Genomic DNA, 15,281 nt, shown 5'->3' on the forward strand with positions numbered 1-15,281 from the left:
GAACCGAAATGGACCCGCCCCGCGTGGCAAGGATCCGGCACAGGCTGAACGCCGGCAAAAAAGGACCACCGGACCCTCGCAAGGGGGTCCGGTGGTCCTCTGTCAGCGGAAAATCCGATGTACTTAAACGGTTAGTTGGCTTCGACCTTCGCCGGGAGCGTCCGGGGTTTGAACGACGGCCGGGTGGCTTCGTAGGCGGTGATGTCTTCTTCGTGCTGGAGTGTCAGGCCGATGTCGTCCAGGCCCTCCAGGAGGCGCCACCGCGTGTAGTCGTCAATATCGAAGGGCGCCACGACGTTGCCGCACTCGACTGTCTTGCTGACCAGGTCAACCTTGACTTCGGTGCCGGGAGCGTTCTCCAGGACCTTCCAGATCAGTTCAATGTCGTCCTGGGCTACCTGCGCGGCAAGAAGTCCCTGCTTGCCCGAGTTGCCGCGGAAGATATCGGCAAACCGGGACGACAGAACCGCTTTGAAGCCGTAGTCCTTCAAGGCCCAGACAGCGTGCTCACGGGAGGATCCGGTACCGAAGTCCGGCCCCGCCACCAGCACGGAACCGGCCTTGAACGGAGGCTGGTTCAGGATGAAGGACTCGTCCTTGCGCCACGCGGCGAACAGGGCGTCTTCGAATCCGGTGCGGGTGATGCGCTTGAGGTAAACGGCCGGGATGATCTGGTCGGTGTCCACGTTGCTCTGGCGCAGCGGGACCCCGATGCCGGTGTGGGTTGTGAAAGCTTCCATGGGATCCTCCTAGACTGCGGTTCCGGTCAAAGTGCCCGTGACGGCGGACTCGAGGTCCGACGGCGAGCTCAGCGTGCCGCGGACGGCTGTCGCTGCAGCCACCACGGGCGAAACCAGGTGCGTGCGGCCGCCCTTGCCCTGGCGGCCCTCAAAGTTGCGGTTGGACGTTGACGCGCAACGCTCCCCCGGCTCAAGCTGGTCCGGGTTCATGCCCAGGCACATGGAGCAGCCGGCAAAGCGCCATTCGGCACCGAAGTCCTTGAAGACCTTGTCCAGGCCCTCGGCCTCGGCTTCCAGCCGGACACGCGCCGATCCGGGAACCACCAGCATCCGGACCTTCGGGTCCTTTTCCCGGCCGCGGATGATGTCCGCAGCAGCGCGCAGGTCCTCGATGCGGGAGTTCGTGCAGGACCCCAGGAAGACAGTGTCCACGCGGATGTCCTTCATGGGCGTCCCGGCTTCCAGTCCCATGTACTGCAACGCGCGCTCGGCGGCGGCTTTGGCATTCTCGTCACCGAAGTCCTCGGGGGACGGAACCTTGGCAGAGAGGGAAACGCCCTGGCCGGGGTTGGTACCCCAGGTCACGAACGGCTCCAGCGTGTCGGCATCCAGGTCCACCTCGACGTCGAAGGTCGCGTCGGCGTCGGTGTGCAGCGTGTTCCAGTACTCGACGGCGGCATCCCAGTCCGCGCCTTCCGGCGCGTGCGGGCGGCCCTGCATGTAGTCGTACGTGGTCTGGTCCGGAGCGACCATACCCGCGCGGGCACCTGCCTCGATGGACATGTTGCAGATGGTCATGCGGGCGTCCATGGACAGGGCCCGGATGGCCGAACCCCGGTATTCCAGGACGTAGCCCTGGCCACCGCCGGTACCGATCTTGGCGATGACTGCGAGGATGATGTCCTTGGCAGTGACGCCAGGGCGCAGGGTGCCTTCGACGTTGATGGCCATGGTCTTGAACGGCTTCAAGGACAGCGTCTGGGTGGCCATGACGTGCTCTACCTCAGAGGTGCCGATGCCCATGGCCAGCGCACCGAAGGCTCCGTGCGTTGAGGTGTGGGAGTCGCCGCAGACCACTGTCATTCCCGGCTGCGTGAGGCCCAGCTGCGGGCCCACCACATGGACGATGCCCTGTTCCTTGTCACCCAACGAGTGCAGGCGCACACCGAATTCCTTGCAGTTGGCGCGCAGGGTTTCGATCTGGGTGCGGCTGGTGAGGTCGGCAATCGGCTTGTCGATGTCCAGCGTGGGAGTGTTGTGGTCTTCGGTGGCAATGGTCAGGTCCACGCGGCGCAGCTTGCGGCCGGCCAGGCGCAGGCCCTCGAACGCCTGCGGGGACGTTACTTCGTGGACCAGGTGAAGGTCGATGAAGAGAAGATCGGGCTGGGCATTGGCTCCTTCGCCTTCACCCTTGCGCACAACGTGCGCGTCCCAGACTTTCTCGGCCAGTGTCTTTCCCACGGCCTTGCTCCCTTCACTGCGGTCGGATGGTTGGCATCCACTGAACTGTTCTTCATCCACTGAACCAGCACGCTTGCAATATAGGCCAGCGAAACAACTTGCATCTCAGATATTGAGACGGCAATATCATTACATGGACAATTCTAGTGGAGTCGGTGTCATTGATAAAGCGGCCCAGGTACTCGATGCCCTCGAGGCTGGCCCAACGACACTTGCCCAACTCGTAGCAGCCACCGGGCTTGCCCGGCCCACGGTTCACCGGCTTGCTTTGGCACTGGTTCACCACAGGCTCGTAAGCCGCGACATCCAAGGGCGCTTTGTCCTGGGCAGCAGGCTCGTTGAGCTTGCTTCCGCCGCCGGTGAGGACCGGTTGATTGCTTCGGCCGGCCCCGTCCTTATCCAACTCCGTGACGCCACAGGCGAAAGTGCCCAGATCTTCCGCCGCCAGGGTGACTGGCGCGTCTGCGTCGCCTCGGCAGAACGCCCCATCGGCCTGCGCGACACCATCCCGGTGGGCACACAGTTGTCCATGAAAGCCGGCTCCGCAGCGCAGGTCCTGCTGGCCTGGGAAGACCACGACCGGCTCCTCGAAGGACTGCAGAACGCCCGCTTCACGCCCACCGTACTGGCAGGAGTACGACGCCGGGGCTGGGGCCAGAGCCTCGGCGAACGCGAGCCGGGGGTCGCCTCGGTTTCAGCGCCGGTGCGCGGACCGTCGGGAAGGGTAATCGCCGCAGTGTCCATCTCGGGCCCGATAGAACGGCTTACCCGCCAACCCGGCCGCCTGCACGCCGAAGTGGTGTGCAATGCCGCGCGGGTCCTGACCGAGGCATTGCGGAAGAACAACGACTAGCCATGGAAAGCTACGCCATATTCCTCCGCGGAATCAATGTGGGCGGCATCAACATCAAGATGGCCGACCTCAAAGCAGCGCTCCAGGACCACCCGTTCTCCAAGGTCAAGACACTGCTGGCCAGTGGAAACGTGGTGCTGCAAAGCGAGCTCAGCGCCAAGGACGTCAAAGCCCGGTTCGAAAAGTGCCTGCGGGACTCCTTCGACTATGACGCCTGGGTGGTGGTGCTGAGCGCACAGAGGGTCGCCGAACTTGTGGATGCCTGTCCGTACCCCGCGGATGACAAATCGATGCACAGCTACATCACCCTGGCCTCGGACACCGCCATGCTTGATGAGCTCTTTGCCGCAGGCGAAGACCTCGGTGGCGTGACGCAGGTGCGCCTGGGTCCTGAAGCCTCTGCCTGGTTGGCACCTGCAGGCGGCACCCTGGACAGCCCCTTCAGCAAGCTCTCCGCGAAGCCGCGGTACAAGGCGGGCACGACCACCCGTAACCTCCGCACACTGGTCAAAGTCAGGGATGCCGCCGTCGCCCTCTAGTGCGGGCGGGCGGCTTTCAGCGCAGCGTTGAAGGCTGTCAACCGCGTGATCTCCACATCCACAGGCTCCACAATCCTTTGCTCCGCCACCGCGGCCACGGCCGCTTTCAGCCGCTTCGCTGCGCCGGCTGCCCTGATACGCGCCGCCCAGCCGCCCAGGATGCGTCCGGTAATGGCCAACAGCACCCCCAACGCCACTCCCCCGGCTACCATCAACGTGGGCCAAGGCCACCCCTCTGTGCGCGGAACCTCCGGTACGGGCATCTGGAAATAGCCCAAAGCCGCCAAGACTCCCAGCCAGCCCAGACCGCCGACTGCCAGGAGGAGCGCCAGCCACTGCAGGGTGTTGAACAACGGCCACCAGAGGGGACGTTTCGCGGTTTTGAGGTCCGCCCCTGCAATGGCCTGGTCCAACGCATCCGGCAACTGATCCCGGCCATCCCTCGCTGCCCCACGGATGGCTGCGCGCCAAGGACCCGGGGCACCGGACGAGGCCTCATCCGCAAACTCCCTGACGGCGGCATCCGTGCGAGCACGCTCCGGGGCCCCGGCCGGGGGCAAGGATGTGCGGCTCAGTTCGGGCCTGGTGTCGCTCCGCCCCAGGTTCAGCCTCCGCAAGGGGTCAGGACGGAACCGCAACAACCATCGTGTGACTGGCCACCCCGTCCTGCGGGCCGACTCCCTTTGGAAGGAACGCTGAACCGCCTCCACCACCACAGGGACGTTCGCCGCCGTCGCCAGTTCCGACGCAAGACGGGACCTGGCGTTTCCCTTGATCCCGCGCGCTTCACCGTGGCCGGATACTTCCGACAACCCGGTCGCAGCCTTGGCGACATCGGCTGCCAGGCGCTGCGTGGTGGCTGCCCGCTGGGCCACGACGTTCCTGATGGCCCCGCGAACGGCCGGGACGCCGTCGCCCGTCAGCGCCGACGCGCCCAGGACGCGAACCATCCCCAGGCCGTCACGCTCGAGAATCCCTTCCAGGGAGTCCAGAACTGCTGCGGCATCCGGTGCGTTCAAGGTGTCGATCTGGTTCAGGACCACCAAGGTGACGGCACCATGGGAAGCCATGGGCCGAAGGAAATCGTTGTGCACCGCGGCATCGGCGTACTTCTGCGGGTCCATCACCCACACCAGGACATCCACCATGCCCACCATGCGCTGGACAATTTCCCGGTTCTCTACCCTGGTGGAATCAAAGTCCGGCAGGTCCAGGAGCACCAGGCCACTGTCGGCATCGGCAAAGCCGGAAACCGGCGGCAGAACGTGGCGCTCCTTCACGTCCAACCAATCGAGCAGTGGTCCGCTGCCGTCCTCACCCCAGATGCCCGCCAAGGGTTCGGAGGTGGTGGGTCGTCGCGCGGCCGCGGTTGCCAGCCCACTTCCGGAAACCGCGTTGAACAGCGATGACTTGCCGCTCCCTGTGGCTCCAAAGAAGCCCACCACGGTGTGACCTGCCGACAACGAGCGCCGGGAGGCTGCCCGCTCCAGAACGTCATAGACGGACTGCAGTTCCTCATCGGGCAGGACGCCTTCGGCAAGCTCCCGCGCGGTGTTGAGGGCTTCAAGCCTGAGCTGCAGTTGGGACGATTCCCGGACCAGACTGTGGCGGCTCATGCGGCCCCTGCCAGCCGGCGAAGGGCCTTGGCATGCAGTTCGAGATCAGCGCCCGAGCCAGGCTGGATGGCCTCAAGTCGGTTGAGGAAACGGTGCCGTTCTTCATCCAGCAGACGTTGGCACTGCGTGTGCAGGTCCTGCCTGGCCTGCTGGGCAAGGCGGCGGACAGCGTCCTCGCCGAATACCGCTTCGAGCAGTTTCTGCCCGACTACCGCCGTGCCGCCCGCGATGCCGATTTCCAGACCACTCAGGCCTGCCGTCATGGAGAACACCACCACCATGAGTGCAGCACCAAGGCCGTTGACCCCGAAGGACAGCCACCTTGCTTGGGTCCGCTTCCCCTGGCCCTGTGTACGGATCATCTCCATGAGACCCTCCTGCCAGGTACGGATTGCCGCGGCCGCTTTGGCGTCGAAACCCTCGCTTGTTCCGGAGAGGTCGTCGCGGTCCAGGAGTTGGCGGCCCGCCGGGTCCGCCCGCCAGCGCCTGTCAACGTTTTCAGCCGCCGTGGCAGCTTCATCGAGGATGACCGCCTGCAGCCCTGTTTCGATCGCAGTCTCCACCTTTACCGCCGGCGCCGGTTCGCCACGGAAAAAAGCGCCCATACGGTCCCTCATGCGGCCGATGTTCTGCTCCAGGGTCCGAAAGAACTCGCCCGTTCCCACAAAATCCTGCCACCGGGCCAAGACTTCTCCGCGGAGAAGCGCCCCATCCTTGGTGGCTTCAAGGATGCGGGTGAGCGCGTGCTCGTATTCCTCGGAGCATGATCCCTCCAAGTCCCGGGTGGCAGCTTCCTGCGCCGCTGCGGCCACTGCCACTGCTTCCAGTCGAAGGCCCACGGCTTTGACGGCCCCGTTGAGTGTCCGCCGGGCAACCTCGGCACGGCCGGTGGCGTTGGCGGCCAGGGCTCCGAGCCACCGGCGCAACGGCTCCACCGATTCCGCCGGCAGCATTCCCAGCCCGTCCAGTGCGCTTTCCGGCATGACAAAGAGAGTTGCCCCGCCGAGGCCCTGACGGTCAAGCATCGCCTGCAAGTCGGTCCGCACTTCATCTTCGGCCGCCGGCGGCACGCGGTCCAGGACCACGGCCACGGTGATGTCCCGCGAAGCCGCGTCCAGGAGCAAACGCCAGGGAACGGCGTCGGCATACCGGTTGGCTGTGGTGACGAAAATCCACAGGTCCGCCGCGGCCAGCAGTTGCCCGGCGAGCCTGCGGTTGTCGTCGGAGATGGAGTCGACATCCGGGGCATCCAACAGGGCAATGCCCTGGGCCACGGCCGGGTGCCCCAGCAGCACCAACGAGGTGATCGCCGGGGCGTCGGGGCCGGGGCCTGCCTGGTTCGCCGGGACGGGAACTGAGGACACCGCGCCGCGGATCCGCTGCAGGTTCGGCAGGATCCTCTGCCCTTCGAACCACCCCGCATCGTTGGGGTGGTGCAAAAGGATCGGTTGGCGGGTAGTAGGCCTGATCGCTCCCGAACGTGTCACCGGGAATCCAACCAGAGCATTGACCAACGTGGACTTCCCCGCCCCGGTTGAACCACCAACCACGGCCAGCAGCGGCGCGTCCAGGCTGCGGTAGCGGGGAATGATGTAGTCATCAAGCTGCGCCAGGGACTCCCTGATCCATTGGCGCGCCTCCTGGGCTTCGGGCACAGCCAGGGGAAGCATGGTGGCCGCAAGTTCGGCGCGTGCAGCTTCCAGGGTTTCGACGGCGGCTGCCGCACTTGGGGGCACAGGGCTCACCCGGGATGCTGACGGGTCTGAGTGTTCGGTCACAGCATCATCATGCCAGCCCGGTCCCGCCCACGAGCGCCGGGCAGGCGCACTGGGCAAAAAAGAAATCCCCCGGAACATGTGTTCCGGGGGATTCATTGTGACCCCAGCGGGATTCGAACCCGCGTTACCGCCGTGAGAGGGCGGCGTACTAGGCCGCTATACGATGGGGCCTTGCACTTTTTTGTCACCGTTTCCGGCGATCAAGCTGAATGAGTATTTCATACTTTCAGCCTCGCTCCAAATCGCTTTCGCTGATTGGAGGTTCCGAATTTCCTGCGTATTTACGCGGAATTTCAGAGCTGGGATACCAGGACTCGAACCTAGAATGACGGTACCAGAAACCGTAGTGTTGCCAATTACACCATATCCCAAAGTGACTTTCGGACCGGAGTTCCCCGCCTTGGTTTCCCTCAGCTTTTCCCTCCGTGCCCCTCAGCACGAGTAATGACTCTACCGGAGTCTTGCCACCTGCACAAATCGACAAGCCGTTACCTGCATCACATGGAAACTCAGACGGCCGTCGGTGCCGTCGCCAGCAATTGCGAGAGGGAATCCACCTGACGTCCAGTGAACTCTTCCACTACTTCGCCGGTCCTGTTGAGCCAGACTCCCACCAGCCCTGCTGCATCGGCACCATCAGCATCGAGCAGCCGGTTGTCGCCTACGTAGAGGGTCACTCCAGGCTCTGTGCCCAGAAGACGCACGCCTTCAAGATAGATGGCCGGGTCAGGCTTGGCGACCCCCACAGTGTCCGTGCCCACCAGAACCTTGATCCGCGACAGGCCGGCACCGTCCAGCTTGGCGCGCTGGTAATCGTGCACATTGTTGCTGACAGCCCCATAAGGGATGCCTGCGGCGTCGAGCGCGTCCAACACACCTTCCACATCGGGGAAGGCGCGAACGTATGCTGTCTGGCGTTGGTGATACTCGGCTACCCACGCCTGGGCGTCCTCGCCGTCGTCGAGTTCGACGCCGAAGTGACCGAGTGCGGCCCGGCCCCGCAGCAGCCGCTGCTCGTTGAAGGTCAGCTCACCGGCCAGGTAACGGTCGTAGAAATGCGTTGTTTCGTGCGTGAAGATCCGGCCGAACTTCACCCACCCGGCCTGGTCAAGGCCGGGCAGGAGATGTTCGCTGACATCACGCAAAGCTGTCGTCATGGCGTATTCAAGGTCCACCAGAGTGTCGTCAATGTCGAACAGGACACCGCGGATAGCGCCGAAGGCAGTTGCAATCGCCATGACAGGTGCCCTTCTAGCCGCGGAAAGCGCGAACGCGGGCCAACGAGGAATCCTTGCCCAGGATCACCATCGACTCGAACAACGGTGGGGAAATGCGACGACCGGAGATGGCCGTGCGCACAGGCCCGAACGCTGCCCTGGGCTTGATGCCCAGGTCCTCCACGAGTGCCTGCTTGAGCGCGGTCTGGATGTTTTCCGCCGTCCACTCTTCGATGGGTTCCAGGGCGGCAAGGGCAGCGTCCAGGACTTCCTCCAGGTTGGCCGGGAGGCCCTTGCGGGCGTCGTCCGCGATGTCGATTGCGTCGTCGGCCTTGAACAGGAAGGCCAGCATCTCAGGAGCCTCGCCCAGGAGCGTGATGCGCTCCTGAACCAGCGGGGCGGCCTCTGCGAGGATCTCTTCCTGACGAGGGGTGAGGATCTCTCCTACGAAACCTGCAGCACGGAGGTAAGGAACCAGGCGTTCCTTGAAGTCCTCCGGCGCGAGCATCCGCACATGGGTTCCATTGATGGCTTCGGCCTTCTTGATGTCGAAACGCGCCGGGTTGCCAAGGACATCGTGGATGTCGAAGTTGGCTACGAGCTGCTCCACCGTGAAGATGTCTTCGTCCGCGCTCAGCGACCAGCCAAGCAGGGAGAGGTAGTTCAGCAGGCCCTCAGGAATGAAGCCACGTTCGCGGTGCAGGAACAGGCTGGACTCGGGATCGCGCTTGGAGAGCTTCTTGTTGCCCTGGCCCATGACGTACGGCAGGTGGCCGAACTCCGGCATGTACTCCGCAACGCCGATCGCGTACAGCGCCCGGTACAGAGCGATCTGCCGCGGCGTGGAGCTCAACAGGTCCTCGCCGCGCAGGACGTGGGTGATGCCCATGAGGGCGTCATCCACCGGGTTCACCAAGGTGTACAGCGGGGCACCATTGGCGCGGACCACAGCGAAGTCGGGGACCGAACCGGCCTTGAAGGTGATCTCCCCGCGGACGAGGTCGTTGAAGGTCAGGTCCTCGTCCGGCATGCGAAGACGCAGGACAGCTTCCCTGCCCTCGGCCTTGAACTGCGCGAGCTGCTCTTCGGTGAGGTGGCGGTCGAAACCGTCATAGCCCAGCTTGGGATCGCGGCCTGCGGCCCTGTGACGGGCTTCGATTTCGTCCGGAGTGGAGTAGGACTCGTAGACGTGTCCCCCGGCTTTAAGCTTGGCGATGACATCCTGGTAAATGTCACCGCGCTGCGACTGGCGGTAAGGCTCATGCGGGCCGCCGACTTCCACGCCTTCATCCCAGTTGATGCCGAGCCACTTGAGCGCATCCAGCAGCTGGTGGTAGCTCTCCTCACTGTCGCGGGCAGAGTCGGTGTCCTCGATCCGGAAGACCAGCTTGCCGCCAGTGTGGCGCGCGTAAGCCCAGTTGAAAAGGGCAGTGCGGATCAGGCCAACGTGCGGGGTTCCCGTGGGTGACGGGCAGAAGCGGACCCGGACGGGAGTCTCGGCGTTGACGGCAGGAATGGCGCTGGAGGCAGCGGGGGACGCAGAAGCAGTAGTCATAGTAGTTCCAACTTTACCGCTTGGCGTCGCCTCGGTTGCCCGGGCGAAGACGCACGACGGCGGTGCTTGCCTTTCGCGCGAAAGGCAAGCACCGCCGTCGTGGTTTTGCTGTGTCCGGTCGCTTACCGGCGAACGACGGGGTTGGAGAGGCGTCCGATGCCTTCGATCTCCACTTCAAAGCGGTCGCCCTCGCTGACCAGGCCTACACCGGCGGGGGTGCCGGTCATGATGACGTCGCCCGGAAGAAGGGTGAACGCGTGGGAAACGATCGATACGAGCTCGCGAACGCCGCGGATCATTTGGTTGGTGCTGCCATCCTGGCGAATTTCTCCGTTGAGGCGGCCCTGGATGGAGAGGTCTTCGTGGTCCAGCTCGGTCTCGATCCATGGCCCCAGTGGCGCGGAGGTATCGAAGCCCTTGGCCCGCGCCCACTGGAGGTCCGTTTTCTGGACATCGCGGGCGGTGAGGTCGTTGCCGCAGGTGTAGCCGAAGATGACATCGTCCGCGCGCTCTTCGGGAACGTCCTTGCAGATGCGGCCAATCACGACGCACAGCTCAGCTTCGAACGAGACCTCCTCGGAGAACTCGGGGAGGATGATGGGATCGTTCGGACCGATCACCGACGTGTTCGGCTTGAGGAAAAGCAACGGCTGTTGCGGCACCTCATTGCCGAGTTCCGCAGCGTGCTCTGCGAAGTTCCTGCCTACGCCAATAACCTTGCTGCGCGGAATGATGGGGGCGAGAAGCCGCACGTCCTCCAGCTTGTGCTTGACGTGGGTACGTTCAACGCCGTTAAAGAAAGGGTCACCGTTGATGACAGTGATTTCCTCACTGCCGGGCTCGCCTTCCACAACGCCGTAAAGGGGATCAGAATCAACTACAAACCGGGCGATACGCATGGGCCCAAGCCTACCGTCACGGCCTAGCTTCGAAGGTATTCCAGCTGCGCCGCGACAGAGGTCTCAGCGGCCCACCTGACCGACGGGTCGACGTCGGCGTACACCACGTCCGTCACTTGGGCGATGGTTGCGTCCTGGCCCACCTGCTCCAGGGCTGCCCTGATTTGCTCCAGACGCTGATGGCGATGTGCGCGGTATTCGCGGCACTTCGCGTCCAGGGCGGGAAGCACAGGACCGTGGGCCGGGAGCAGCGTGGCCGCACCGAGGGCCTCGAGCTTGTCCAGACTGGCGAGGTAATCCCCCAGCCGGCCATCAGGGTAGTCCAGCACAGTAGTGCCCCGGCCCAGGATGGTGTCGCCAGTGAGCACGGACCCCTGTGGACCGTCGTCGGGGAGGTGGAAGCACACCGAATCCGAAGTGTGGCCGGGGGTTGCCAGCACACGGATTTCAACGCCGCCCGCGTTGATGACTTCACGGTCCCGGAGAGGATTGCCACCATGGCAGTACTCCAAGGACATCGCCCGGACCGGGGCGCCCGTCAGCTCATGGAAGCGCTCGGATGCTTCAGTGTGGTCGGTGTGGCGATGGGTTATCAGGACCAGCTCAACCCGACCGGCCGCGGCCAGTTCAGCCAGATGCTCTTCATCCCGGGGACCCGGGTCCACAACCACTGCGCGGCCCGAACCGGGAACGCCGATGACGTACGAGTTGGTGCCGTCCAAGCTCATCGGGCCAGGGTTCGGGGCAAGCCGGAAGCGCGTCAGTGCGCTGCTGCGCTGCAGGGAGGAGCCGCCCGTGTGCTGGTGGCCTGGAGTCGCCATTGGTTCTGGAGTCGCCATTGGTTCAGTAGTCACAGTCCCATCTTGGCACCCTTCTGAGCCTCCATCACTTCCCACCGGCTTCCCGCCAGCCCCGAACGAGGCACCCCGTAATGTGAGGATGCGTCCGGGAAGCAGAACGGCGGACCTGCCGCTTGGTAACCAAGGGCAGGACCGCCGTCGTGCGTTTGAGTTGTCCGGTAAATCCTGAGGATCAGACCAGGCGGGTCAGCCAGCCGTGCGTGTCCTCCACGGTTCCGGTCTGGATGCCGAGAAGCTTCTCGCGGATGGCCATGGTGGTTTCCCCCGCCTTGGCGTCCTCGGCACCAATGAACTCGGTGGCGTCCTTCAGGACCCCGATCGGCGTGATGACCGCTGCCGTTCCACAAGCGAAGACTTCAGTGATATCACCCGAAGCCACGCCGTCGCGCCACTCGTCCAGCGTGATCTTCCGCTCGGAGACCTCGCGGCCCATGTCCCGGGCAACCTGGATGACGGACATGCGCGTAACGCCCTCGAGGATGGTGCCGCTCAGTGCAGGAGTCACCAAGGAGCCATCCTTCATGACGAAGAAGACATTCATGCCGCCGAGTTCTTCCACGGCGTCGTCATTGAAGTGGTCCAGGAACAGTACCTGCTTGCAGCCGTTCGCTTCGGCTTCCTGCTGTGCGATCAGCGACGCAGCATAGTTGCCGCCGCACTTGGCGGCACCGGTTCCACCGCGTCCCGCACGGGCGTACTCACGGGAGATCCAGATGGAGACCGGCTTGAGTTCACCGCCGAAGTAGTTGCCGGCAGGAGATGCGATGACGCGGAAGGACACTTCCCGTGCAGCCCGGACGCCGAGGAAAGCCTCGGTGGCAATCATGAACGGACGCAGGTAGAGAGCTTCGCCGTCACCGGACGGTACCCATTTCTGGTCCGCCTGAACGAGTTCGCGGATGGCGCCCAGGAAGTACTCTTCGGGCAGCTCGGGAAGGGCCAGGCGGCGGGCCGACTTGTTCAGTCGTGCCGCGTTGGCTTCGGGCCGGAAGGTCCACACGGAACCATCGGCGTGGCGGTAGGCCTTGAGGCCTTCAAAGATTTCCTGGCCGTAGTGCAGGACAGCGGCCGACGGATCCAGGGAGATGGGTCCGTAGGGCTCGATCCGGGCATTCTGCCAACCGCCATTGCCATCGGCGTCGACTTTGTAGTCGACGACGGCGGTGTGGTCGGTGAAGTAGTCGCCAAAGCCCGGGTTCGCCAGGATGGCTGCACGCTCCTCAGCAGACTTCGGGTTTTCCGAGAGCTGCTGGCTGAATTCGACGCCGTGGGCAGTCTGAGTCATGTTTCCTCCACAGTCAGCTACCTGGCACGGCGAACCGGGCCCCAAAGGGTGTGGTTCAGCGATGGACCAGGGAAGCAGATAAATAATTCAAGACAAGCTTACGCCTGGGTAACAGGCCTAAAGTGCGGCCGCAATGGCATCGCCAATGGCAGCTGTGCTGCGCGGCTTTCCATCGCGGTTCTCGACGTCGGCAACAACTGCCGCTTCGATCTTGCGGGCCGCCGTGGTGTAGCCAAGGTGGTCCAGAAGGAGCACTGCGGAGAGGATGGCCGCGGTTGGATCGGCTTTCTGCTGACCGGCGATGTCCGGAGCTGAGCCATGGACGGGTTCAAACATGGACGGCGCCGTGCGGTCCATGTTGATGTTCCCCGATGCCGCCAGGCCGATACCGCCTGTGACGGCAGCAGCGAGGTCGGTGAGGATGTCGCCGAAGAGGTTGTCGGTGACGATCACATCGAAACGCGAGGGGTCAGTCACCATGAAGATGGTGGCCGCGTCGATGTGCAGGTAATCGTGGGTTACTTCCGGGAATTCCCGGGCCACTGCCTCCACCGTCCGCTTCCACAGGTGCCCGGCGAAGACCAGGACGTTGTGCTTGTGGACGAGGGTGACATGTTTGCGCGGACGTTCGCTGGCCCGGCGGAAGGCATCGCGGACAACGCGCTCCACGCCGTGGGCGGTGTTGAGGGAAACCTCCGTGGCAACTTCGTGCGGAGTGCCCCCACGCAACGTGCCGCCGTTGCCCACGTAGGGGCCTTCGGTTCCTTCACGAACCACGATGAAATCAATTGCCCCGGGGTTGGCCAAAGGGCTGCCGACGGTGCCGTACAGCCGTGATGGACGCAGGTTCACATAGTGGTCCAGGCTGAAGCGGAGCTTGAGGAGCATTTCGCGTTCGATGATGCCGGAGGGAATGCGCGTATCCCCGGGTGCTGCGCCCACGGCACCGAAGAGGATGGCATCGCGTGTGCGGAGATCCGCAAGGACCTCGTCAGGCAGGGTCTCGCCCGTCTCAAGCCAGTGCTGGGCACCGAGCTTGTAGTGGGTCTGCTCGAGGGTGACGCCTTCAGCGGCGACGGCTTTCCCTAGAACCTTGACGGCTTCGGCGATGACCTCCGGGCCAATGCCGTCGCCGGGGATGACAGCGAGGTTGATGGACGATGCACTCATACGTCTATCTAGCCAAGGGATCCACATGCTGGTCAAAATCGTCTCACTGTTTGAACACTGGGCATGGGTGGCTCAGACCCTGGCATGATGCCCACGCCCCGGCCCAGCACATAGAGTCTTACCGTGGACAGAAGGCACGCAGTATACGAATGGTTCCGGATCAACCGTTTCGCAGTAGACCTAACGGCAACGTGCCTCCTGATCCTGCTCTTCGGACCCGTGTACCTCCTTGCCGGCCGGCCCTGGCTGTTCCTCCTGTCCTGCAGCCTCCTGTTGCCCCTCGCCTGGCGACGCACCCGCCCGGCAGTAGCGGCCGGCGTCGTGATTCTGGTGTGCCTCATCCAGTGGACGGCGGGCGCCGAGCCGGTGGCCGGCCAGATAGCCGTCCCGCTGGTCATCTACGCAACGGCAGCCTACGGTCCGGCCTGGGCGAGCCGCACGGTGCTGGTGGCCGGGCTGGTCGGCGGCGTCATGCTCACCACGCGCGAGTACTCCAACGGGGTGGAGTCCGGCATCATGGGGCTCACCATCGGCGCCTTGTACACCGTCCTGATCTGGATGCTGGTGCTGGTGAGCTGGACCCTCGGTGACCTCACCCGCGTCCGCAGGCTGCAACTGCAAGCCCTCGAGGACCGCACCCGCCGAATGGAAGTGGAACAGTTGCAGGAGCGGAAACTGGCCGCTGCCGACGAGCGCTCCCACATTGCCCGGGAGATGCACGACATCGTGGCACATTCGCTGTCCGTGATCATCACGCAGGCAGACGGCGCACGCTACGCCGCTGCAGCAAGACCGGAACTTGCCACCGAAGCGCTGGCCACCATCGCCGCCACGGGAAGGGACTCGCTCGGCGAAATGCGGAGGCTCCTGGGCATCCTCCGCTCTGACGAGGACTCCCCCACCCGCCCCCAGCCCAGGCTCTCGGACCTGGACGAACTGCTCCTGGGCTTCCGGGCGGCCTCCCTCCAGGTCGGCTTCGAACAGGTGGGAACACCGCGGAGGCCTCTTCCGGCCGGAGCGGAACTCACCGCCTACCGCATCATCCAGGAGTCCCTCACCAACGTCATGAAGCACGCCGGCCCGAAGGCCACCGCCAACGTGGCGCTCACCTGGCAGGGCCGCGGCGTCCAACTGGACATCGTCGACGACGGCCGGGGCGCCGCCGCCGATCCCCCCGCGGCAGGGGGCGGGAACGGGCTGCGCGGAATGGGCGAGCGGGTCTCGCTCTACGATGGTTCATTGACGGCCGGCCCCGAACAGGGCGGCGGTTTCCGTGTGTCCGCTTTCATTCCCTATTCGGAGGCCTGA

Annotated in this window: 13 protein-coding genes and 2 tRNA genes; 3 read left to right on the forward strand and 12 right to left on the reverse strand. The window is 64.3% G+C overall.

All coding sequences use genetic code 11. The annotated features are described in order from the left end of the window. Positions 1–131: 131 nt before the first annotated feature. The gene (gene leuD / locus IEY62_RS00265; protein WP_189012917.1) at positions 132–740 is read right to left on the reverse strand and encodes a 3-isopropylmalate dehydratase small subunit; all 609 of its coding nucleotides are present in this window, start codon (positions 738–740) and stop codon (positions 132–134) included. 9 nt (positions 741–749) lie between these two features. Then, positions 750–2,201 (reverse strand): 3-isopropylmalate dehydratase large subunit, encoded by a 1,452-nt coding sequence (gene leuC, locus IEY62_RS00270; RefSeq protein ID WP_189012919.1) that lies wholly within the window; start codon positions 2,199–2,201, stop codon positions 750–752. Positions 2,202–2,334: 133 nt separating this feature from the next. Between leuC and IEY62_RS00275 the strand changes: the two genes are divergently transcribed. Further along, entirely contained in the window at positions 2,335–3,054 is a 720-nt protein-coding gene (locus tag IEY62_RS00275; RefSeq protein WP_014922101.1) for an IclR family transcriptional regulator, read from the forward strand. Between the two features lie 2 nt (positions 3,055–3,056). Continuing rightward, positions 3,057–3,593 (forward strand): DUF1697 domain-containing protein, encoded by a 537-nt coding sequence (locus IEY62_RS00280; RefSeq protein ID WP_189012921.1) that lies wholly within the window; start codon positions 3,057–3,059, stop codon positions 3,591–3,593. Here IEY62_RS00280 and IEY62_RS00285 read toward each other — a convergent pair. The 10 genes from IEY62_RS00285 to IEY62_RS00330 all read right to left on the reverse strand — a co-directional run bounded on the left by IEY62_RS00285 (position 3,590) and on the right by IEY62_RS00330 (position 13,973). After that, entirely contained in the window at positions 3,590–5,209 is a 1,620-nt protein-coding gene (locus tag IEY62_RS00285) for a GTPase (RefSeq protein ID WP_189012931.1), read from the reverse strand. The two genes, IEY62_RS00280 and IEY62_RS00285, sit on opposite strands and share 4 nt — an antisense overlap. Then, positions 5,206–6,879, reverse strand: coding sequence for a dynamin family protein (locus tag IEY62_RS00290; RefSeq protein ID WP_229785069.1), 1,674 nt, complete (start codon positions 6,877–6,879; stop codon positions 5,206–5,208). The genes IEY62_RS00285 and IEY62_RS00290 overlap by 4 nt, the downstream gene beginning before the upstream one ends. A gap of 206 nt (positions 6,880–7,085) precedes the next feature. Beyond that, positions 7,086–7,158: transfer RNA gene (locus IEY62_RS00295), tRNA-Glu, on the reverse strand. Positions 7,159–7,286: 128 nt separating this feature from the next. Beyond that, positions 7,287–7,358: transfer RNA gene (locus IEY62_RS00300), tRNA-Gln, on the reverse strand. A 138-nt stretch (positions 7,359–7,496) separates the two neighbouring features. Continuing rightward, positions 7,497–8,225, reverse strand: a complete 729-nt coding sequence (locus tag IEY62_RS00305; RefSeq protein ID WP_189012935.1) for an HAD family hydrolase — start codon at positions 8,223–8,225, stop codon at positions 7,497–7,499. A gap of 13 nt (positions 8,226–8,238) precedes the next feature. Further along, complete coding sequence (gene gltX, locus IEY62_RS00310; protein WP_189012937.1) at positions 8,239–9,759, reverse strand: glutamate--tRNA ligase; 1,521 nt, start codon at positions 9,757–9,759, stop codon at positions 8,239–8,241. Between the two features lie 122 nt (positions 9,760–9,881). After that, positions 9,882–10,658, reverse strand: a complete 777-nt coding sequence (locus IEY62_RS00315; RefSeq protein WP_189012939.1) for a fumarylacetoacetate hydrolase family protein — start codon at positions 10,656–10,658, stop codon at positions 9,882–9,884. Between the two features lie 23 nt (positions 10,659–10,681). Beyond that, complete coding sequence (locus tag IEY62_RS00320; RefSeq protein WP_189014329.1) at positions 10,682–11,479, reverse strand: MBL fold metallo-hydrolase; 798 nt, start codon at positions 11,477–11,479, stop codon at positions 10,682–10,684. Positions 11,480–11,690: 211 nt separating this feature from the next. Then, the gene (locus IEY62_RS00325; protein ID WP_189012941.1) at positions 11,691–12,803 is read right to left on the reverse strand and encodes a branched-chain amino acid aminotransferase; all 1,113 of its coding nucleotides are present in this window, start codon (positions 12,801–12,803) and stop codon (positions 11,691–11,693) included. Between the two features lie 117 nt (positions 12,804–12,920). Further along, complete coding sequence (locus tag IEY62_RS00330; protein ID WP_189012943.1) at positions 12,921–13,973, reverse strand: 3-isopropylmalate dehydrogenase; 1,053 nt, start codon at positions 13,971–13,973, stop codon at positions 12,921–12,923. A gap of 123 nt (positions 13,974–14,096) precedes the next feature. On the opposite strand from IEY62_RS00330, the gene IEY62_RS00335 reads away from it, so the two are divergent. Further along, the gene (locus IEY62_RS00335) at positions 14,097–15,281 is read left to right on the forward strand and encodes a sensor histidine kinase (protein WP_189012946.1); all 1,185 of its coding nucleotides are present in this window, start codon (positions 14,097–14,099) and stop codon (positions 15,279–15,281) included.

The sequence above is a fragment of the Paenarthrobacter histidinolovorans genome (genome assembly GCF_014647595.1).
Classification (GTDB): domain Bacteria; phylum Actinomycetota; class Actinomycetes; order Actinomycetales; family Micrococcaceae; genus Arthrobacter; species Arthrobacter histidinolovorans.